This is a genomic window from Kocuria rhizophila (assembly GCF_003667225.1).
GTDB classification, from domain to species: Bacteria; Actinomycetota; Actinomycetes; order Actinomycetales; family Micrococcaceae; genus Kocuria; species Kocuria rhizophila.
The window spans coordinates 25,755-46,200 of sequence record NZ_RCOM01000010.1 but is presented as its reverse complement, the minus strand read 5'-3'; the positions used below and the strand labels follow the sequence as shown (position 1 = coordinate 46,200).

At 72.0% G+C, this 20,446-nt stretch carries 14 protein-coding genes, 1 pseudogene and 1 riboswitch; of the genes and pseudogenes, 1 reads left to right on the top strand and 14 read right to left on the bottom strand.

The window, feature by feature from the left end; genetic code table 11:
- Positions 1-327: 327 nt before the first annotated feature.
- From nadD to D9R02_RS03180, 9 genes and pseudogenes are all read right to left on the bottom strand, one after another.
- Positions 328-924 (bottom strand): annotated as a pseudogene (gene nadD, locus D9R02_RS03220) (nicotinate-nucleotide adenylyltransferase); the annotation flags it as partial.
- 103 nt (positions 925-1,027) lie between these two features.
- Positions 1,028-1,285, bottom strand: coding sequence for a hypothetical protein (locus tag D9R02_RS03215; protein WP_039101256.1), 258 nt, complete (start codon positions 1,283-1,285; stop codon positions 1,028-1,030).
- A gap of 81 nt (positions 1,286-1,366) precedes the next feature.
- Positions 1,367-2,674, bottom strand: coding sequence for a glutamate-5-semialdehyde dehydrogenase (locus tag D9R02_RS03210; RefSeq protein ID WP_102613726.1), 1,308 nt, complete (start codon positions 2,672-2,674; stop codon positions 1,367-1,369).
- 145 nt (positions 2,675-2,819) lie between these two features.
- On the bottom strand, positions 2,820-4,082 hold the full coding sequence (proB, locus tag D9R02_RS03205; protein WP_183085941.1) for a glutamate 5-kinase: 1,263 nt from the start codon (positions 4,080-4,082) through the stop codon (positions 2,820-2,822).
- Entirely contained in the window at positions 4,079-5,674 is a 1,596-nt protein-coding gene (obgE, locus tag D9R02_RS03200) for a GTPase ObgE (protein WP_039101258.1), read from the bottom strand. Before obgE ends, proB begins: the two co-directional genes overlap by 4 nt.
- A gap of 153 nt (positions 5,675-5,827) precedes the next feature.
- Positions 5,828-6,082: a 50S ribosomal protein L27 gene (gene rpmA, locus D9R02_RS03195; protein WP_012398199.1), complete on the bottom strand. Its 255-nt coding sequence runs from the start codon at positions 6,080-6,082 to the stop codon at positions 5,828-5,830.
- A gap of 44 nt (positions 6,083-6,126) precedes the next feature.
- The gene (rplU, locus tag D9R02_RS03190) at positions 6,127-6,438 is read right to left on the bottom strand and encodes a 50S ribosomal protein L21 (RefSeq protein ID WP_039101259.1); all 312 of its coding nucleotides are present in this window, start codon (positions 6,436-6,438) and stop codon (positions 6,127-6,129) included.
- A gap of 270 nt (positions 6,439-6,708) precedes the next feature.
- Entirely contained in the window at positions 6,709-8,397 is a 1,689-nt protein-coding gene (locus D9R02_RS03185; RefSeq protein ID WP_102613725.1) for a bifunctional hydroxymethylpyrimidine kinase/phosphomethylpyrimidine kinase, read from the bottom strand.
- A riboswitch (TPP riboswitch) is annotated at positions 8,385-8,478 on the bottom strand. It overlaps the preceding gene by 13 nt.
- A 91-nt stretch (positions 8,479-8,569) precedes the next feature.
- Positions 8,570-11,671: an Rne/Rng family ribonuclease gene (locus tag D9R02_RS03180; RefSeq protein WP_121566315.1), complete on the bottom strand. Its 3,102-nt coding sequence runs from the start codon at positions 11,669-11,671 to the stop codon at positions 8,570-8,572.
- Positions 11,672-12,098: 427 nt separating this feature from the next.
- On the opposite strand from D9R02_RS03180, the gene D9R02_RS03175 reads away from it, so the two are divergent.
- Positions 12,099-12,755 (top strand): vitamin K epoxide reductase family protein, encoded by a 657-nt coding sequence (locus tag D9R02_RS03175; RefSeq protein WP_035884944.1) that lies wholly within the window; start codon positions 12,099-12,101, stop codon positions 12,753-12,755.
- A gap of 127 nt (positions 12,756-12,882) precedes the next feature.
- On the opposite strand, the gene ndk is transcribed toward D9R02_RS03175, so the two are convergent.
- From ndk to cobA, 5 genes are all read right to left on the bottom strand, one after another.
- Entirely contained in the window at positions 12,883-13,296 is a 414-nt protein-coding gene (gene ndk, locus D9R02_RS03170; RefSeq protein ID WP_102613723.1) for a nucleoside-diphosphate kinase, read from the bottom strand.
- Between the two features lie 115 nt (positions 13,297-13,411).
- On the bottom strand, positions 13,412-13,855 hold the full coding sequence (locus tag D9R02_RS03165) for a DUF4233 domain-containing protein (RefSeq protein ID WP_102613722.1): 444 nt from the start codon (positions 13,853-13,855) through the stop codon (positions 13,412-13,414).
- Positions 13,856-13,900: 45 nt separating this feature from the next.
- Positions 13,901-15,271, bottom strand: a complete 1,371-nt coding sequence (locus D9R02_RS03160) for a bifunctional folylpolyglutamate synthase/dihydrofolate synthase (protein ID WP_121566314.1) — start codon at positions 15,269-15,271, stop codon at positions 13,901-13,903.
- On the bottom strand, positions 15,268-18,579 hold the full coding sequence (gene ileS / locus D9R02_RS03155) for an isoleucine--tRNA ligase (RefSeq protein WP_121566313.1): 3,312 nt from the start codon (positions 18,577-18,579) through the stop codon (positions 15,268-15,270). The genes D9R02_RS03160 and ileS overlap by 4 nt, the downstream gene beginning before the upstream one ends.
- A 392-nt stretch (positions 18,580-18,971) precedes the next feature.
- Positions 18,972-20,348, bottom strand: a complete 1,377-nt coding sequence (gene cobA / locus D9R02_RS03150) for a uroporphyrinogen-III C-methyltransferase (protein ID WP_102613719.1) — start codon at positions 20,346-20,348, stop codon at positions 18,972-18,974.
- Positions 20,349-20,446 lie beyond the last annotated feature (98 nt).

Here is a 20,446-nt window from a genome sequence, read left to right as displayed (position 1 = left end):
CGTGAGCACACCCCCCGACAAGCACGACGACGAGTCCCCCGAGTGCCCCTGGGCCTCCCGCCCGGCCACGGGTGAGCACGAGCGGCTCTCGCCGCCCGCGCCCATGATCGAGCTGGACACACCGCCGCAGGAGGACGCCGTCAAGCCCCTCGGGCCCCGCCGGCTCGCGCGGCTGCAGCGTGAGATGGCCGAGCACGCGCGGCAGCTGCAGGAGACGCCGGCGCAGAACGGGGGCGAGCAGGTGGACGACGCCCTGCTCGCAAAGCAGCATCGGCTCGCCGAGCTGGCCCTGCGTGCAGCCGCGGCGAACGAGCAGGACCGGCGGGACGCCGACGCGTGGCCGGACGTGCTGCTGGGAGCGGTCCCGCTGCAGTAGAGACCGTACTTGTTGATGTACTGCACCACGCCGTCCGGCACGAGGTACCAGACCGGCTTGCCCGCGGCCACCCGGGCGCGGCAGTCCGTGGAGGAGATCGCCATGGCCGGGACGTTCAGCAGGGACACGCTCTCCGATCCCACGGGGGCGGAGAGCACGTGCCCGGGGCGGGTCACGCCCACGAACCGGGCCAGGCGCCACAGCTCCTCGGCGCCCTTCCACGTGAGGATCTCCGCCATGGCGTCCGCGCCCGTGATGAAGAACAGCTCGGCGTCCGGGCGCTGGGCGTGCAGGTCCCGCAGCGTGTCGATCGTGTACGTGGGCCCGTGCCGGTCCACGTCCACGCGGGACACGGTGAAGCGCGGGTTGGACGCCGTGGCCACCACCGTCATGAGGTAGCGGTGCTCGGCGTCCGTGACGTCCTGCCCCGCCTTCTGCCACGGCTCACCCGTGGGCACGAAGACGACCTCGTCCAGGTCGAACACCGCCGCGACCTCCGACGCGGCCACGAGGTGCCCGTGGTGGATGGGGTCGAAGGTGCCGCCCATGACCCCCAGCCGGGTCCTGCCCGGGATGCGCGGGGGAATGGTCAGCTCCGTCTCGGCCGTGACCACCGGGGCGCTCGTGGGATTCACTCCAGGCGGTCCGGTGTCAGTGGCGCGGTGCGGCGTGCACGCTGTCGAGCATGGCCTGCTCGTCCGCGGGCAGCTGCGAGGGATCGTGGTATTCGCCGACCACGGGGGCCTTGCCGCGGGAGGAGAAGGACATGGCGGCCAGCAGGCTCACCACGAAGAGCACGAACGCCACGATGCCGAACACCGGCGCCATGGAGAGCAGCTCCTCGTTCACGTGGTGGGCTCCCTCGGAGGCCACGAGGGTGGCGTTGGACAGCAGGTGCAGCGAGCTCATGCGTTTCCCTTCTCGGACCGGCGGCGCCGGTGGTGTGGTGCGGCGGACGTCTGTCGCGCCACGTCCGTTCCATGGTACGTCTCAGGGGCGCACGTGACCGTCACCCTGGACTACCCACTTGGTGGTGGTCAGCTCCTCCAGGCCCATGGGGCCGCGCGCGTGCATCTTCTGCGTGGAGATCCCGATCTCCGCACCGAGTCCCAGCTGGCCGCCGTCCGTGAACCGCGTGGACGCGTTGACCATGACCGCGGCGGAGTCCACCTCGGCGGTGAACCGCTCGGCGTTGGCGAGGTCGTTGGTGATGATCGCCTCGGTGTGGCCCGTGGAGTAGCGGCGGATGTGCTCGATTGCCGCGTCCAACGAGTCCACCACCTTCACCGCCATGTCCATGTCCAGGTACTCGGTGGCCCAGTCCTCGTCCGTGGCCTTGAGGTGGTCCGAGCCCGGGGGCAGCAGCGCGGCGGCGCGGTCGTCCACGTGCAGGGTCACGCCGGCCTTGTCGAGTGCGGCGAGGACCTCCTTGCCGGTCTCCTGCGCGTCCGCGTGAAGCAGGAGGGTCTCCGCGGAGTTGCACGTGGAGGTGCGGTGGGTCTTGGAGTTGACCACCAGCCGGGTGGCCGTCTCCGCGGCAGCGGAGGCGTCCACGAGCACGTGCACGTTGCCCTCGCCGGTCTCGATCACGGGCACCGTGGCGTTCGTGACCACGGACTGGATCAGGCCGCGCCCGCCGCGCGGGATGAGCACGTCCACCTTGCCGCGGGCACCCATCAGGGCGTTGGCGCCGTCCCGGCCGTAGTCGTCCACGGTCTGGACGCAGTCCACGGGCAGCTTGGCGTCCGCGAGGGCGTCCCGCAGGACACCCACGAGGGCCCGGTTGGAGTCGAACGCCGCAGAGCCGCCCCGCAGCAGCACGGCGTTGCCGGACTTCACGGCGATCCCGGCGATGTCCACGGTCACGTTGGGGCGGGCCTCGTAGATCACACCCACCACGCCCATGGGCACGCGCACCTGGCGCATCCGCAGCCCGTTCGCGAGGGTCTGACCACGCACCACGGAGCCCACCGGGTCCGGCAGCGCGGCCAGCTCGCGCAGCGCGTCCGCGAGTCCCGTGATGCGCGCGGCGTCCAGCTTGAGGCGGTCCAGCATCGCCGCGGAGGTGCCGGCCTCGCGACCGCGCTCCAGGTCCCGGGCGTTGGCCTCGAGGATCACGTCGCGGCGCGACTCGATGCGGTCCGCCATGAGGTGCAGCGCCCGGTCCTTCCAGGCACGCGGTGCCCTGGCGAGCGTGCGCGCGGCCACGCGGGCGTCGTCGGCCATCAGGCCCACCCCGGTGACGGGGTCGTCCCCGAACGTCTCCTGGGCGGTCAGTACGGACGTGTTCTCGGCCATGGTTCCTCCTGCGGGTGTGTGGCGGGCGGTGCGGTCGGTGTCGTACGGCTCCGGCGGCTGCGGTGTCCGGAAGCGGGCGGCGGGCCCGGGCAGGACAGTGCCCCTCGCTCTGCCGCCGCGGGTCTCCGGTGTCAGCCCGGGGTGCTCACGTGAGCTTGGTGCGGGCGGAGCGGGGGCGCAGGTTCACGAGGTTGTCCACGTGCACGAGCTCACGCGCGTAGTCCTCCCCGAACTCCTCCCCCAGCTCGTAGGTGCGCTTGCCGAGCATCCCGGGGATCTCGTCCGAGCCGTAGTTCACGAGCCCGTGGCCCACCTCGGTGCCGGTCGAGTCCACCATGGACACGGGGTCTCCCGCGCTGAAGGTGCCCTCCACAGCGGTGACCCCCGCCGCGAGCAGGGAGCGCCGGCCTCGAACGGCCTCCACGGCGCCGTCGTCCAGGGTGAGGGTGCCCTTGATGTCCGCGAGGTGCGCGAGCCACAGAAGGCGCACGTTGCGCCGCCCGCCAGTGGTGGCGAACCACGTGCCCACGTCGTCCCCGGCCAGCGCGCTCTCGATGTTCGCCGCGGAGGTCACGAGCGCCGGGATGCCCGACGCCGCCGCGATGCGCGCGGCCTGCACCTTGGTCACCATCCCGCCGGAGCCCACTCCGGCGCGGCCCACGGTGCCGATCTCCACGCCCTCGAGGTCCGCGATGGGGTCCGTGACGGTGGGGATGCGCTCGCCGCCGTCCTTGGGCGGGCGGGTGTAGAGCGCGTCCACGTCCGAGAGCAGCAGCAGCGCGTCGGCCTTGATCAGGTGCGCCACGAGTGCCGCGATCCGGTCGTTGTCGCCGAACTTGATCTCGTGGGTGGCCACGGCGTCGTTCTCGTTGACGATCGGCAGGATCCCCAGGTCCAGCAGCCGCTCGATCTGGCGGTGCGCGTTCTTGTACTGCGAGTGGCGCATGAGGTCCTCGGCGGTCACGAGCACCTGCCCCACCGTGACGTCGTAGCGCGCGAAGTGCTCGGTGTAGCGGGAGATGAGCAGACCCTGACCCACCGACGCCGCGGCCTGCTTGGTCGCGAGGTCCTTGGGCCGCCTGGACAGCCCCAGGGGCTGGAGCCCGGCGGTGATCGCGCCCGAGGACACGAACACCACCTCCACGCCCTGGGCCTTGATGCGCCCGAGGGCGTCCACGATGGAGCGCAGCGCGTTCTCGTCGATCGAGTTCTCGATGGAGGTCAGGGACGAGGAGCCCACCTTCACGACCACGCGCCGCGCCTTGGGCAGCTCCTCGCGGCTCTCGATGGCCGAGCGCCGGTTCTTGCCGCGGCTCTCAGTGCTGAGCTGGATCGCGGACTTCGAGGCCTGCTGCTCCACGGCGGAGACGTCGATGGTCTCGGTGGGGGTCTTCTCGTGGTGGGTCACTTCTCGTTCGTCTCCTTCGTCTCGGACGTGCGGCGGCGATCTCGTGCGTCCACGGACTCGGTCCAGATCCCGGCGCGGCGCTCCTGCTCGAGCTCCGCGCGGGCCTCGGACTTCGCGTCCATGCGGTCGTAGAACTGTTCCCGCTTCTCGCGGCGGGTGGGTCGGGAGGTCTCCTCGAGGCGCAGGTCCGAACCGCGGGGTCCGCCCAGCAGCTCGGCGCCGCCCACCATGGTGGGCTCCCAGTCGAAGACCACGCCGTTCTCCTCGGGTCCGATCAGCACGGCGTTGCCCGGCTTGGCACCGATCCGGAACAGCTCGTCCTCGATGCCCAGCTTGGCGAAGCGGTCCGCGAGGTAGCCCACGGCCTCGTCGTTGTTGAAGTCCGTCTGCAGCACCCAGCGCTCGGGCTTCTCGCCCCGCACGTGGTACAGCGGCTCCTCGGCGCGGTCCTCGCGGGTGATCACGAACTCGTGGCGGTCCTTGCCACGACGACGCCGCGCGGGCTCGGGCTGCAGCACCGGCACGGTGCGGCGGCGCTCCTCGCGCTCCTCCTCCTGGGCCCGTGCCTCCGAGACCAGGCGAGCCATCGCGAAGCTCAGCTCCCGCAGCCCCTCGTGGGAGGCCGTGGAGATCTCGAACACCGGGTAGCCGCGCTCCTCGAGCTCGGTGCGCACGAAGTCCGCGAGCTCCCGGGCCTCGGGCACGTCCACCTTGTTGAGCACCACCAGGCGGGGCCGCTCCGTGAGAGGAATGGAGGACGGGTCGTCGTCCTCGATGTCCTGCGCGTAGTGGGCGAGCTCCGCCTCCAGCGCGTCGAGGTCGCTCATCGGGTCGCGGCCCGGTTCCAGGGTGGCGCAGTCGATCACGTGCACCAGGGCGGCGCAGCGCTCCACGTGGCGCAGGAACTCCAGGCCGAGTCCCTTGCCCTCGGACGCACCCGGGATCAGACCGGGAACGTCCGCCACGGTGAAGCGCGTGTCGCCGGCCTGGACCACACCCAGGTTGGGGACCAGCGTGGTGAAGGGGTAGTCGGCGATCTTGGGCCGCGCGGCACTCATGGCGGCGATCAGGCTGGACTTGCCGGCGGAGGGGAAGCCCACGAGCGCGATGTCCGCAATGGACTTCAGCTCCAGCTCCACCTCCTGCTCCTCGCCCGGGGTGCCGAGCAGCGCGAAACCGGGAGCCTTGCGCTTGGGGGACGCGAGCGCCGCGTTGCCACGCCCGCCCATGCCGCCGGAGGCCAGCACGTACTCGCTGCCCTCCCCCAGCAGGTCCGCGAGCACATTGCCCTCGCGGTCCTTGACCACGGTGCCGTCCGGCACGGAGAGCACGAGGTCCTGGCCCTTGAAGCCGTGGCGCATGTCTCCCTTGCCGGGCTCCCCGTTGGGGGCCTTCTGGTGCGGGGCGTGGTGGAAGCCCAGCAGGGTGGTGGACTGCCCGTCCACCCGCAGGATCACGGAGCCGCCGTCCCCGCCGTTGCCGCCGTCCGGGCCGCCGAGCGGCTTGAACTTCTCGCGCTTGACGGAGACGCAGCCGTGGCCGCCGTTGCCGCCCGTGGCGTGGACGATGACTCGATCAACAAAACTGGCCACGTGGCTCCTCGGATTCTGGGGTCCCCCGCGCGGGGCGGGGAGACGGGGCTGTCCTGAAAAGACTAGAGGGTGAGCGCGTGACGCGCCCACCCTCCAGTGGTCGCCGTCACGCTGCGGTGACGGCGGGGGGACCCTGGGGTCCGGAAGAACTGACTACTCGGCGGTCTGGATGTTGACCACGCGGCGGCCACGACGGGTGCCGAACTCGACGACACCGGCGGCCAGGGCGAACAGGGTGTCGTCCTTGCCGCGGCCCATGTTCAGGCCCGGGTGGAAGTGGGTTCCACGCTGGCGGACGATGATCTCGCCGGCGTTGACGGACTGGCCGCCGAAGCGCTTGACACCCAGGTACTGGGCGTTGGAGTCACGGCCGTTGCGAGTGGAGCTCGCACCCTTCTTGTGTGCCATGGTGTGTGCCTACCTTCGTTGGAAATGTATGGGGGACCGGGAAATCAGGCGTCGATGCCGGTGATCTTGACCGTGGTCAGCTCAGCACGGAAGCCCTGGCGCTTCTTGTAGCCGGTCTTGTTCTTGTACTTCATGATCGAGATCTTGGGACCGCGCAGGTCCTCGACGATCTCGGCCGTGACCTTGACGTCGGCCAGGGTCTTGGAGTCGGAGGTGACCTTGTCCCCATCGACCAGCAGCAGCGCAGGAAGCTCTACGGTGCTGCCTGCCTCGCCGGCGACGCGGTCAAGGGTCACGAGGTCTCCAACGGAAACCTTCTCCTGGCGGCCGCCTGCGCGGACAATCGCGTACACCACTTGGGAACTCACTTCTCTCGACATCTACGGACTGCGTGTAAAGGTCGGGTGGGCTCCTGCCGGACTGCGAATGTCGAGACATCACGCCGCGGTGGTCTGTGACCGACCCGCTCTCTGCGTGGCTGTCGCACCGAGAACAGGAAGTTCACCCGAGTGTGCCGAGTCCGGGCGCATGAAAACGACTATGCGCACACCGGTGTCCGGCACCGACAGTCCAGACTACCCGATCCCCGGAAGTCACGCCACTCGCGGGCTCTCCGCCGTGCGGGATCAGCCCTCCTGGCGTGCGGTGGCGGCCGAGGTCTGTGCGAAGAACTCGAGCTCCAGGTGGCACGCGCGCAGGAACGCGCGGCGCATGGCCTCGCGCGTGGCGGTGTCCGCCTGCTCGGCGGCGCGGTCCACGGCGGCACGGGCCACCTCCGTGGCGGCGTGGAACTGCGGGTCGTCGTAGGTCTCGAGCCAGTCCGCGAACGGGTGCCCCTGCAGCCCCGTGCGGCGCGCCCGCTCCGTGAGCTCCGCCCCCACGTGCGCGTAGAGCCAGTAGCACGGCAGGACCGCGGCGGCACCCACCGCGAACCCGTCCTGTCCCGTGCGGGCGAGCAGGAAGTCCGCGTACGCGCTCGTGGTCCCGGAGGGCTGTTGCGGGGCGCGCCCGTCCAGCCGCGCGCGGTGCAGTGCGGACTCCCCCGTGACCACAGCGGCCGCCGCCCTGGCGAAGAACTCCCGGGTGCTCTCCTCGGGGGCCGCCGCCGCGAGCAGCGCGAGGGCCCGCGAGTAGGCGTCCAGGTACTGCATGTCCTGGTCCAGGTAGCGCTCGAACTCGTCCCGCTCCAGCGTGCCGTCCCCCAGCCCCACCACGAAGGGCAGGACCGCGATCTGCTCGCGGATCGGCGCGCTCGCCTCCCAGAGCTCGTCGGTGAAGCGTGTGCCGGGATCCTCGGTGCCCCCGCACGACGCCGCCGCGTCACCACGCGCGGACACGTCCCCCGCCGCGGCCTGCAGTGCGTGCCCGGCCGCCACGGCCCTCTGTGCCGGGGAGGCAGTGTGGACAGCGCCGTCTGCCGGGGAGACAGCGGGAGCGGCGTCGTCGTCCTCCCCGCACGCCGCCGCCACGAAGGCGGGGTCCGTGACGAGGTCCTGGACGTGGTGGAAGTGGTGGACCGGGCCGTTGCCGTGGCCCACGTGCAGGGAGTCCGCCGCGCGCAGCGCACCGCGCAGCCAGCGGCGGGCGGTGTCGATCCCCTGTGCCCAGTCCCCCGTGCGCGCCACGACCGTGGCCACCGCAGACGACAGTGAGCACCCGGTCCCGTGGGTGTTGCGCGTGGCCACTCTCGTCCCCGAGTACTGGGCCACGGGCTCGGTCCGGCCCGGGACCACGAGGGCGTCCGGGGTGGACTCCCCGCTCAGGTGCCCGCCCTTGACCAGCACGCGCGTGCCGAAGGTTTCCGCCACGGCCCGGCCCTGCTCGAGCGCCTCGTCCCACGTGGTGGCCACGGGCCGCTCCGCGAGCACGGCGAGCTCGGGCAGGTTGGGGGTGATCAGGTCCGCGTGGTGCAGGATGCCGCGCAGTGCGTCCTCGGCGTCGGGCTCGAGCAGCCGTCCCCCGGCGGTGGCCACCATGACGGGGTCGATCACGGCCACGGGCGCACGGTGGGCCGCGAGCCACGCCCCCACCGTCTCGATGACGTCCACCGAGCCGAGCATCCCGACCTTCACGGCATCCAGCTCCACGTCCTGCGCCACGGCGTCCAGCTGCGCCTGCAGCACGGACACGGGTGGGGTGTGGACCGCCACCACGCCCTGCGTGTTCTGCGCGACCACCGCAGTGACCACGCTCAGCCCGAAGCCGCCCATGGCGGCGATGGACTTCAGGTCCGCGGCGTGCCCGGCACCACCCGTGGGGTCGGTGCCGGCGATCGAGAGGACGCGGGGGGCGGGGACAGAAGGCGTGGGGTTCACGACATTCCCTTCGCTAGTACGAGCTAGATCAGGTTCTACGGGTGTGTTCTCAGCCGCCGTGCGGCACCCCGTGCACGTGGTCCCGATCATGCCACAGGAGCGCCCGGACGAGTCCGAGCGCTCCTGTGGTGGGTGGTCCCCCGCGGTCCTCCCGGGAGGGCCGCGCGGGGCGTCAGTCCCCCTTGGGGGTCATCGTGATGTCCCGGGCGCTCACGCCCACACCCACGATGGTGGGCTGGCCGTCCGAGGAGGCCGAGCTCACGGGCGCGGCCGCGGCGGTGAACCGCGTGGCCGAGCGCTCGGCGGCGTCGTACTCACGGGTCTCCACGCTTCCGGCACCCGGTGCGGCCGTGGGAGCCACGGCGCGGCGGGAACCGCGGCGGCGCCTGGCAGGAGCGGCGTCCGTGGTGGACGCGGCGGGCTGTGCCGTCGTGGCGCGCCGGGACGGGTCCGGCTGTCCAGCCCCGCCCTCGGACGGCGACTGCTTCTGGGCGTCCCGCTCCGGCGCGGAGCCCTCGGGCTGCTCGGACCGGGTCTGCTCGGCGTCGGACGACGCGGCGCCGTTGCCGCGACCCCGGCCGCGCTGGCCCGCGGAGCGTCCCCCGCGGCCCTTCGAGCCCTCGCCGCCCCGCCGTCCGGAGCCGCGACCGGACCCGGTGCGGTCCTGCGACGCGTCCTCGCCGGAGTCCTCGGCCGAGAAGGCCGCGGAGAGCGAGTCCAGGGTGAGCGCCTCCTGCTCCGCGCGCTCGTCCTTCTGCCCCTGGGGGAGCTCGATGACCTCACCGTGGATCGTCAGGCTGGACCCGGCGTCACCCGCGGCGTGCTCGCCGCGGGGTTCGGAGGCACCGTTCCCACCGTTCTCGGTGGCGGTGTCCTCGCCCTGGTTCCCGCGACCGCGGCTGCGCTTGCCGCGGCGCTTCTTCCGACGCCGCCCGCTCTCGGAGTCCGCCGAACCGTGCTCGGACGCCTGCTCCGGGCCCTGGTTCCCGTGCTCCGCGTGCTGGCCGGTCGAGTCCTTGTGCTCGGCTCCGCCGCGGGAGGCGCCCTGGGCGTCGTCGTCCTCGTGGGAGGAGGCGGCCGCGATGTTCGCGAACGCCGTGCGGGCGGCCTCGTCCCGGGCCTGCTGCTGGTCGTCCGCGCCACCCCGGTTGTTGGACCGGGGCTTGTCCTGCGGCTGGTTCTGCTTCTGCCGCGAGCGCTTGCGCTCGTTGCGGTTGCCGCCGCGGTGGTCCGGCGCGGTGGCCGTGGAGCGACCCTTGAGGGGGTGGTCGTGGACAACGACGCCGCGGCCCGCGCACTCCTCGCACGGCTCCGAGAAGACCTCGAGCAGGCCGGTGCCCATGCGCTTGCGCGTCATCTGCACGAGACCCAGGGAGGTCACCTCCGCCACCTGGTGCTTGGTGCGGTCACGGCCCAGGCACTCCACGAGCCGGCGCAGCACGAGGTCCCGGTTGGACTCCAGGACCATGTCGATGAAGTCCACCACGATGATTCCGCCGATGTCCCGCAGCCGCAGCTGGCGCACGATCTCCTCGGCGGCCTCGAGGTTGTTCTTGGTGACGGTCTCCTCGAGGTTGCCGCCGGAACCGGTGAACTTGCCGGTGTTGACGTCCACCACGGTCATGGCCTCGGTGCGGTCGATGACGAGCGAGCCGCCGGAGGGCAGGAACACCTTGCGCTCCAGGGCCTTCTGGATCTGCTCCTCCACGCGCATGTGCTCGAAGAGGTCCTCGTCCTCCGTCCAGCGCTGCAGGCGGTCCAGCAGGTCCGGGGCCACGTAGGTCACGTAGGCCTCGATGTTGTCCCACGCCTGCTCGCCCTGGACCACCATGGCGGTGAAGTCCTCGTTGAACACGTCGCGGACCGTCTTGATGGTGAGGTCCGGCTCGGCGTAGAGCAGCTCCGGCGCCAGGGTCTTGGTGGAGCCCGCCTTCTCCTGGATCTGCTCCCACTGGGAGCGCAGCCGGTTGATGTCGTTGGTCAGCTCGGTCTCGGAGGCTCCTTCCGCGGCGGTGCGCACGATCACGCCCGCGCCCTCGGGCAGCCGGTCCTTGAGGATTCTCTTGAGCCGCTGGCGCTCCACGTCCGGGAGCTTGCGTGAGATCCCGGTCATGGACCCGCCGGGCACGTAGACGAGGTAGCGCCCCGGCAGGGACACCTGGCTGGTGAGCCGGGCTCCCTTGTGACCCACGGGGTCCTTGGTGACCTGCACGAGCACCGTGCTGCCGGGCTTCAGGGCGTTCTCGATCTTGCGGGGCTTGTTGCCGAGCTCCGCGGCGTCCCAGTCCACCTCGCCGGCGTAGAGCACGGCGTTGCGCCCGCGTCCGATGTCCACGAACGCGGCCTCCATGGACGGCAGGACGTTCTGCACCTTGCCCACGTACACGTTGCCGATCAGCGAGTCCTGCGTGGTGTGGGAGACGAAGTGCTCCGCGAGGATCCCGTCCTCGAGCACGCCGATCTGGATGCGGTCCTCCTTCTGGCGGACCAGCATCTTGCGCTCCACGGACTCGCGGCGGGCCAGGAACTCGGCCTCGGTGATCACGTGGCGGCGGCGGCCGAACTGGCGGGACTCGCGACGGCGCTGGCGCTTGGCCTCGAGGCGCGTGGAGCCCTTGACCCCGGTGACCTCGTCGCTGCTCGTGCCCTCGGACGCGCCGCGCGGGGCGCGCACCCGCGTCACGGAGCCGTCGGAGTCGTCCACGAGCTCCATGTCCTCGTCCCCGCGACGACGCCGCCGGCGCCGCCTGCTCGAGACGCTCCCGTTCTCGTCGTCCTCGTCCTCGTCGCGGTGCGCCGCACGCTCGGCGTCGCGCTCCTGGGCGGCCTCGCGCAGGCGGGCCTTCTGCGCCTCGGCCGCACGGCGGATCTCCTCCGGGTCCGGGGCGCGGAACAGCAGCGAGGCACCGGGGCCGAAGGCTCCGAAGTCGTCCTGCGTGGGGGGCTGGGTGCTCTCCTGCGCGGAGCCGTCGTCCTCGGACGCCGTGTTCTCGGCCGAGGCATCGGTGGCCTTCTCCGCCGCGGCACCGTCCTTCTCCGCGGTCTCCGTCTTCTGGGACCCGGTGTCCTGGCCCGCCGCGGCGTCGTCGTCCGCCTGGTTGGCCGCGGTTGCTTCCTTGGTCTCCTCGGCCGCCTTCTCGGCGGCGGGCTCCGGAGCGGCGGGGGCCTCGCCTGCGTCGACGGCGGCGGCCGTGGCGATCGCCTGGCTCGTGCCGTCCACGGGGGTCACCGTGGCCTCGGGGGTCTGTGCGGTGGTGTCCTGTTCAGGTTCCATGTGCAGTTGTGCTCCTGCTCGGGGCACCGTCCGCACCCGGGCCCGAGGTGTGCTCGGTCGGTCGAGCCGGTGTTCTCCACGCGGCCGCCGGAAGTCGGTGTCGTACCCGCGGGCGCGGCCTGTGGGGCGCGCTGTCCGCGAGCCGGCGGATGCCCGAGTCGCTCGGTCCGTGGGACCGCGAACTTGAACCAGTGGCGGACGCGCTCGATCCTGTGAGAGCCGCGGGTCCGTACCGATGGTTGTCGGTGCTCCTGCCGGGCCGGTGCCTCACGTGCGGCTTGAGGACCGACCGCGCACCAGTATCTCACAGTCGTCCCCTGTGGCCGCGCATCCGGGTGGTGCACGCCACAGCTCCACCGCGGTGAGAGCCACCGGAGGCGCACCTCCGCGCGGCACGTCCCCCGGCCGGTGGTCTACGATCGGGCGCGTGAGTTCAGCATCCCGCCCCGCACCCACCACCGCCACGGGACACCCGAGCGGTACCCCCTCGGACACGGTTCCGCCACCCGTGACGCGCTCGGACCGCACCTGGGGGGTGCTGGCCGTGGTCCTCTCCCTGATCGGCTTCGCGGCGTCCGCGGAGCTCGTGGCCGAGCGGCTGGCCCTGTACCAGGACGCCGGGCACCGGGCGAGCTGCGACATCAACGCGTGGCTGGCCTGCGGCACGGTCATGCGCACCCCGCAGGCGGAGCTGTTCGGCTTCCCCAACCCGTTCATCGGGATCGTGGCCTACGCCGTGGTGCTCGCCGTGGCGGTGGGCGTGCTGGCCGGGGCGCGCTACGCCCGCTGGTTCTGGTGGCTGCTGTGGCTCGGGATCGCCGCCGGTTCCGTGTTCACCCTGTGGCTGTGGTGGCAGACCACGTTCCACATCAACGCCCTGTGCCTGTACTGCATGATCGTGTGGTGCGCGCAGACCTACCTGCTGGCCCACACGACGGCACGGATGCGCCGTGCCGGAATGCTCGGCGGCGCCGGCCGGGAGGGCGCCGGCTCCACCGCGTGGGCCTGGCTGCTGGGCACCGCGGTGCTCGTGGTGGTCTTCGGCGTGGTGGCCGTCCGCTTCGCGCCGGCAATCCTCGGCTGACCAGCCCCTGGCACGACGACGACGGGGCGGCACCCAGCGTGGGTGCCGCCCCGTCGTCGTTCCCGCAGGCCAACGGCCCGTGTCAAGCCCGAGGGTCTGGCACGCGCCGTGGTGGTGCGGGTGCGGCTCAGGCGAACCAGATGCCGATCTCGCGCTCGGCGGACTCCGGGGAGTCCGAGCCGTGCACGAGGTTCTTCTGGACCTTCTCGCCCCAGTCCCGGCCCAGGTCCCCGCGGATGGTGCCCGGGGCAGCGGTGGTGGGCTCGGTGGACCCGGCGAGGCTGCGGAAGCCCTCGATCACGCGGTCACCCTCCACCACGGCCGCGACCACCGGGCCCGAGAGCATGAACTGCACGAGCGGCTCGAAGAACGGCTTGCCCCGGTGCTCGGCGTAGTGCTGCTCCAGGATCTCCCGGGTGGCGTGCACGAGCTTGAGCTCCGCGAGGGTGTAGCCCTTGGCCTCGATGCGGGCCAGGATCTGACCGGTGAGGCCGCGCTCGACGCCGTCCGGCTTGACGAGGACGAGGGTGCGCTGGGACATGGGTCTCCTTGGTGTCGGGGTGGAGGTGCGGGAGCCCTGGTGGGCCCCGCACCCGGTTCGGGACCGAGCCTAGCGAACGCGGGGCCGCTCGTGGGGCCGCGCCCGCCCGGTTGGCTCACACCCGGGGGTTCTCCGCCTCCCAGCGGCGCTGCTCCTCGGCCCGTTGCAGGTTCTCCCGGTCCATGCGACCACCCTTGACCACGGCGTACCACCACGCGAGCGCGCACAGCGCCCCGATCCAGAACATGGCGGGGACCACGAAGCCGGTGGCGATCAGCACGAGCTGCAGCACCCATCCGGCCGCGTAGCCCCACGGCCTGCGCAGCACCGCGCACAGCAGGACAAACAGCAGCGCAAGCACCACGGAGCCGCCCATGAGCCACAGCTTCTGGGGTGTGCTCCAGTCCTGAGTGAACAGCCCGTAGGCCGTGAGCGCGGCGAAGAACACGATGAACGCCTCGATGCACAGCACGCAGGACGCGAACATCATGCGGATCGAGCGGGGCTTCTTGGGCTGGCCGGGGCGCCACTCGCGCTGGGCCTTGGTCATGCGGGCCATGCGGCTCCTTCCAGGGGTGCGGTCACGAGGGGTGCGGGCGACGGGTCACAGGCCGAGCAGCGCACGGGCCTCACCCACCACGGTGATGGAGCCGGTGACGAGCACCGCGCCATCGAACTGCTCGCGGGCCGCGGCGTCCTGGATGGCCTCGGAGCACGCCTCGTCCAGGCGCTCGGCCACGTGCACCACGTCCTCGTCGAAGCCCATGTCCACGGCGATCTTCGCGAGCTCCGCCGGGGGCACCGCCCGCGGGGAGTGGGACGCGGTGCACCACAGCTCCAGCTCGAACTCGTGGTACTCGTCCGCGAGCACCCGCATCATCGTCTCCACGTCCTTGTCCCCCAGCACCCCGACCACCAGGTTGAGCTTGCTGAACGTGAACGCCTCGCGCACGGCCGTGGCGGAGGCCACGAGCCCGTGCGGGTTGTGGGCGGCGTCGAGGACCACGGGCGGAGCCTTGCGCGCGAGCTCGAGGCGACCGGGTGAGTACACCGCGCCGAGGCCCTCGCTCACGAGCTCGGGGTTCAGCGGCTTCTCGCCACCGCCCAGCAGCGCCTCCACCGCGGCAATCGCGACCGCCGCGTTCTGCGCCTGGTGGGCGCCGAACAGCGGGAGCATCACGTCCGGGTACTCGCCCGCGAGTCCCTGGACCGTGATGACCTGCCCCCCCACGGCGGTGGTGCGCGCGGTCACGGAGAACTCCACGCCCTCGAAGCGGAAGGGAACTCCCAGCTCCTGCGCGCGCTCGAGCAACACCTGGGCCGCACCCGGCTGCTGGGCGGAGCTCACGAGGAACCCGTCCGGCTTGACGATCCCGGCCTTCTCGCGGGCGATGTCCTCCACGGTGTCACCGAGGATGTCCGTGTGGTCCAGGTCGACGGGCGTGACCACGGAGACCGCGGCGTCCGCCACGGTGGTGGCGTCCCACGAGCCGCCGATCCCGACCTCCAGGACCATCACGTCCACGGGCTCGTCCGCGAACACCGCGAACGCCAGCACCGTGAGGGTCTCGAAGTACGTCAGGCGCGGGGCGCCCTCGCCCTCCAGGTGGCGGTCCACGAGGTCCAGGTACGGGGCGATCTCCGTGTAGATCCGCACAAAGGTCTCGTCGGAGACGGGCTCGCCGTCGATGCTGATCCGCTCGGTCACGCGCTCCAGGTGCGGGCTCGTGTAGCGGCCCACCCGCAGGTCGTGCGCGAGCAGCAGGGACTCGACCATGCGCGCCGTGGACGTCTTGCCGTTGGTCCCGGTCACCTGCACCACCGGGGCGCTGCGGTGCGGGTCCCCCAGCGCGGAGACCGCGAGCTGCATCGCGTCCAGGCGCGGCGCCATCCTGTGCTCCGGCGCCCGGGCCAGCAGCCCCTGGTAGATCTCCTCGACGGACGCGAAGTTCTCGTGCTCGGTGGCGCCGCTCATGCGTCCACCACCGCCACGGTGACGTCCAGGTCCGTGGCCTCTACCAGCTCCAGCTCCCGGGTGAGGGTCTCCCCCTGCACGAGCTCGCGGTGCGCGTCCACTGCGGCCAGCGTCGCGGGGTCGGCGTGGACCGTGGTGCGGATCCGGTCCGAGACCACCAGCCCGGCGTCCTTGCGGGCCTGCTGGATTGCACGGACCATGTCCCGGGCCACGCCCTCGGCGCGCAGCTCGTCGGTCAGCTCGGTGTCCAGCACCAGGAAACCGCCGCCGGGCAGCACGGTGACGGCGCGCGCGGAGGACGCCGCGGCGTCGTCGACCACCGTGACCAGCTCGTACTCGCCCTCCTCCAGCACCACCGAGCCGGCGACGACGCCGCCGTCCTCGGTCACGGACCAGTCGCCCGCCTTGGTGGCCCGGATGACCTGTTGCACCTGCTTGCCGAGCCGGGGACCGGCGGCGCGCGCGTTGACCTTGAGCTCCTGCGAGATGCCGTAGTCGGCGGCCGAGACCTCGTCCGCGTCCACCAGCGTGACGGACTTGAGGTTCAGCTCGTCCGCGACGATCTCCTGGAACGTGCCCGCGAGCGCCTGCGCCCCGGGCACGGCCACGGTCATGCCGGCGAGCGGCTGGCGCACGCGCAGGCTGCTGGCCTTGCGCAGCGCGGAGCCCGCGGAGCAGATGGCGCGCGTGCGCTCCATGGCGGTGAGCAGCTGCTCATCGCGCGGGAACAGGGAGGCGTCCGGCCAGTCGGTGAGGTGCACCGAGCGCCCGCCGGTGAGCCCGCGCCAGATCTCCTCGGTGACGAGCGGCAGCAGCGGGGCGGCCACGCGGCACACGGTCTCGAGGCACGTGTAGAGCACGTCGAACGCCTCGGTGTCCTCCTCGAAGAAGCGCTCGCGGGACCGGCGCACGTACCAGTTGGTGAGCGTGTCCATGTAGGCGCGCAGGCGCTCGGCGGCGGCCCAGATGTCGTACTCGTCGAAGAGCCGCTTGGTGTCCGTGACCAGGGCGCCGGTCTCGGCCAGGATGTAGCGGTCCATCACGTGCTCGGCCTCGTACCGCGGCTGGGCGTCGTAGCCCTCTCCCCCGCGGGCGGCGTTCGTGTAGAGGCCGAAGAAGTGGTAGACGTTCCACAGCGGCAGGATCATCTGCCGCACGCCGTCGCGGATGCCCTGCTCGGTGACCACCAGGTTCCCGCCGCGCAGGATGGGCGAGGACATCAGGAACCAGCGCATGGCGTCCGAGCCGTCCCGGTCCAGGACCTCGTTGACGTCCGGGTAGTTGCGCAGGGACTTGGACATCTTCTGCCCGTCCGAGCCCAGCACGATCCCGTGGGAGATCACGTTGCGGAACGCCGGGCGGTCGAACAGCGCGGTGGCCAGGATGTGCAGCGTGTAGAACCAGCCGCGGGTCTGGCCGATGTACTCCACGATGAAGTCACCGGGGTTGTGGGTCTCGAACCACTCACGGTTCTCCATGGGGTAGTGCACCTGCGCGTAGGGCATGGACCCGGAGTCGAACCACACGTCCAGCACCTCGGGAACGCGGCGCATCACGGACTTACCCGTGGGGTCGTCCGGGTTGGGGCGGGTCAGCTCGTCGATCCACGGCCGGTGCAGGTCCACCTCGCCGGCGGCGTTGCGGGGCAGGCGCCCGAAGTCCGCCTCCAGCTCCGCGAGGGAGCCGTAGACGTCGCGGCGCGGGTGGTTGGGATCGTCCGACTCCCACACGGGGATGGGCGAGCCCCAGTAGCGGTTGCGGGAGATGGACCAGTCCCGGGCGTTCTCGAGCCACTTGCCAAACTGACCGTCCTTGACGTTGCCGGGGATCCAGTTGATCTGCTGGTTCAGCTCCAGCATGCGGTCCTTGATGGCCGTGACGCTCACGAACCACGAGGACACCGCGCGGTAGATCAGGGGATTCCGGCAGCGCCAGCAGTGCGGGTAGGAGTGCTCGTAGGAGGCCTCGCGCAGCAGCGCGCCGCGGGCCCGCAGATCCCGGATCACGGTGCGCGCCACCTCCTTGTCGAACACGTTGTGCCCGGCGAGCTCCGCGAGCGGCGCCCCGGCGGCCAGGGACTCGTTCGTGAAGAGGTCGTAGAAGCGCCCGCCCTCGTCCACGGAGAGCACCACGGGGATCTCGTGCTCGGCGCACACCTGCTGGTCGTCCTCGCCGTAGGCGGGAGCCTGGTGCACGATGCCCGTGCCGTCCGTGGTGGTCACGTAGTCCGCCACGAGGATCTGCCAGGCCTGGGCGGTGCCGAAGCGCTCGTCGTCGGTGAAGTAGTCCCACAGCGGGGCGTAGCGGATGCCCGCGAGCTGCTCGCCCGTGTAGTGGGCGGTCACGGCCTCGCGCACGGCGGCGGCCGGGTCCTCGGCGTCACCGTAGCCGAGGTCCTTGGCGTAGCTGCCCGCGAGTTCGGCGGCCACGAGGAAGCGGCGTCCGGCCAGGTCCCCAGCACCGGGCACCAGCACGTAGTCGATGGCGGGGCCCACCGCGAGGGCCTCGTTGGTGGGCAGGGTCCAGGGCGTGGTGGTCCACGCGATGGCCTCCGCGCCCGCCAGCTCGGCGGCGACCTCCGGGTGCGCGGCCCACGAGGTGTCCTCGGAGAGCCGGAACGCCACGGTCACGGAGGTGTCCTGGCGCATCTGGTAGACGTCGTCGTCCATGCGCAGCTCGTGGTTGGACAGCGGCGTCTCGTCCTTCCAGCAGTACGGCAGCACGCGGTAGCCGGAGTAGACCAGGCCCTTGTCGTCCAGGGCCTTGAACGCGCCGATCACGGACTCCATGTACTCCGGGTTCAGCGTCTTGTAGTCGTTGTCGAAGTCCACCCAGCGGGCCTGGCGGGTCACGTAGTCCTGCCACTCGGAGGCGTACTTCATCACGGAGGCGCGGCAGGCGTCGTTGAACGTGTCGATGCCCATGGCCTCGATGTCCTGCTTGTCGGTCATCCCGAGCTGCTTCATGGCCTCGAGCTCCGCGGGCAGCCCGTGGGTGTCCCAGCCGAAGCGGCGCTCCACGCGGCGCCCCTGCTGCGTCTGGTAGCGAGCCACGAGGTCCTTGACGTAGCCGGTGAGAAGGTGCCCGTAGTGCGGCAGACCGTTGGCGAAGGGAGGGCCGTCGTAGAAGACGAACTCGTTGGAGCCGTCCGTGCCGCTGTCGCGCTGGTCGATGCTCGCCTGGAAGGTGTCGTCACGTTTCCAGTAGTCGAGGACGCGCTCCTCGACCGCGGGCAGACGCGGGGCCGCGGGGACGCCCTGGGCGTCGGGGTCGGTGCTCGCCTTGGGGTACACGAATGAGTCGGTCACGGTGCTCCATCCTGAGGTGCCGGTGGTTCAGGATGCGAGGACGCCCTGGCGCACGGGGCGCCCGTGGCGCGGTACCACCTCGCTTGTCCGCCACGCCGCCGGAGATGCCGACGACGCCGCGAGCCGCTCATTGGGGGCTGTCACGGGCCCGAGTCGTCCGGTTCTACTGAGGCCCGCACGGGCCGGTTCTTCCGGAAGGGCTCCCCGGTGATGGCCGGATCAGCGCCCGCGCGCACGAGACGCACCCGCCCATGATAGCGCGCCGGGCGGCGTCGTCCACGTCCGTCCGCTGCCTGGGGGCGGCGGGCGATCCGCAGGACGGGGTTGCTCCGCCCAGGAGACGGCAGTCACAGCTGCTCCCGGGTGCCGCCCGCAGCAGGGCACGGTCGCGGTCAGGGCCGCGGGTCGGTGCGCCCGAGGGCGGCGACCCGGCCCACGAGGATCACGGCCGGGGCCCGCACCCCTCGCTCCTCGGCCGTGCGCGCGACGTCCGCCAACGGCGCGAGCGTGGTGCGCTGCGTTGGCGTCCAGCCCCGTTCCACCACAGCCACGGGCAGGTCCCGGGGGTAGCGCGCGGCGAGCAGCGTCTCCGCTGTCCGCGCGAGGCCGCGCACCCCCATCATGAGGATCAGCGTGTGGCCCTCGCGGTACGGGACGTGGCGCAGCTCCTCGTGGGCGGTGATGACCGTGAAGCCGTGGGCCATGTCCCGGTGCGTCACGGGGATCCCGGCGGCCGCGGGCACGGAGATCGCGGAGGTGACTCCCGGAACCACCTCGGTGGCGATCCCGTGGGCGTGGCAGAACTCCACCTCCTCCCCGCCGCGGCCGAACACGTACGGGTCCCCGCCCTTGAGCCGCACCACCCGGCGCCCCGCCCGGGCCTGGTCCACGAGCGTCTGGTTGATCCGGTCCTGCGTGACCTTGTGGTAGCCGGCGCGCTTGCCCACGTCGATGATCTCCGCGTGCTCCGCGAGCGCCGGGAGCAGGTCCGTGGGGCCCAGCCGGTCGGCGACCACCACGTCCGCGCCGGCCAGAAGGTGGCGGCCCCGCACCGTGAGGAGCCCGGGGTCGCCCGGTCCACCGCCCACGAGGGCCACGGTTCCCGGCTGCTGGGCGTCCGGTTCGAGGTGGTCGCTGGACCGGGAGCCGAGCTGAGCAGGGACGTCGCCGATGCGTGCCTCGTCAGTCTGGTCAATGCGGGGACCCGGCGCCACAGGGCCGCCGTGGTGCGGGGAGGGGCCCGCGGAGCTGGGGAGTGCGGGCCCGTCGGTCCCTCCTGGCGACGAGGCGCCCTCCCGCGAGCGCCGCGCCCTGACCGGGATCTCCCCGGTCTCCAGGCGTGCCGCGATCCACGCGGTGACGGCCTTGGCACGCCGTGGGTCCCCGCCCGCGTTGACGGCCACGGTGACCCCGTGGGCCCGCGTCACGGCCGGGACCCACGCGCTGGACGCGGCGGCGTCGCCACCCGTGACGCAGAAGACCCGGTGCTGCTCGGCGGTGCGGGTCACGAGGTCCTGGACGGCGGGCGAGTCCGTGTGGGCCAGCACGAGCCACGCCCCGGCCACGTCCTCAGGGCGGAAGCCCCGGCGGTGCCACGTCAGCTCCCCGGCCTCCGCGAGTGCCCGCAGGTCCTCGTGGGCGCCCGGCGCCACGAGCTCGACGGCCGCACCCTCGGTGAGCAGCGCGGGCACCCGCCGCGCGGCCACCGGCCCGGCACCCACCACGAGCACCCGGCGGCCGGAGAGGTTCAGACCCAGGGGGTAGGTCATGGGCGGGGCACTCCTGAGCGACGGCGGAACGGAAACCGCCATGCTACGTGCGGGTCCGTGGCCCCGTACCCCGGCCGTCACGGGGCGTCACACTCCCC

What these genes read in the sequence shown, in the direction of transcription:
- D9R02_RS03180 (WP_121566315.1), bottom strand. Translation starts at nt 11,671, where the DNA reads ATGGAACCTGAACAGGACACCACCGCACAGACCCCCGAGGCCACGGTG.
- D9R02_RS03165 (WP_102613722.1), bottom strand. Translation starts at nt 13,855, where the DNA reads ATGGCCCGCATGACCAAGGCCCAGCGCGAGTGGCGCCCCGGCCAGCCC.
- ndk (WP_102613723.1), bottom strand. Translation starts at nt 13,296, where the DNA reads ATGTCCCAGCGCACCCTCGTCCTCGTCAAGCCGGACGGCGTCGAGCGC.
- D9R02_RS03215 (WP_039101256.1), bottom strand. Translation starts at nt 1,285, where the DNA reads ATGAGCTCGCTGCACCTGCTGTCCAACGCCACCCTCGTGGCCTCCGAG.
- rpmA (WP_012398199.1), bottom strand. Translation starts at nt 6,082, where the DNA reads ATGGCACACAAGAAGGGTGCGAGCTCCACTCGCAACGGCCGTGACTCC.
- cobA (WP_102613719.1), bottom strand. Translation starts at nt 20,348, where the DNA reads ATGACCTACCCCCTGGGTCTGAACCTCTCCGGCCGCCGGGTGCTCGTG.
- D9R02_RS03160 (WP_121566314.1), bottom strand. Translation starts at nt 15,271, where the DNA reads ATGAGCGGCGCCACCGAGCACGAGAACTTCGCGTCCGTCGAGGAGATC.
- D9R02_RS03210 (WP_102613726.1), bottom strand. Translation starts at nt 2,674, where the DNA reads ATGGCCGAGAACACGTCCGTACTGACCGCCCAGGAGACGTTCGGGGAC.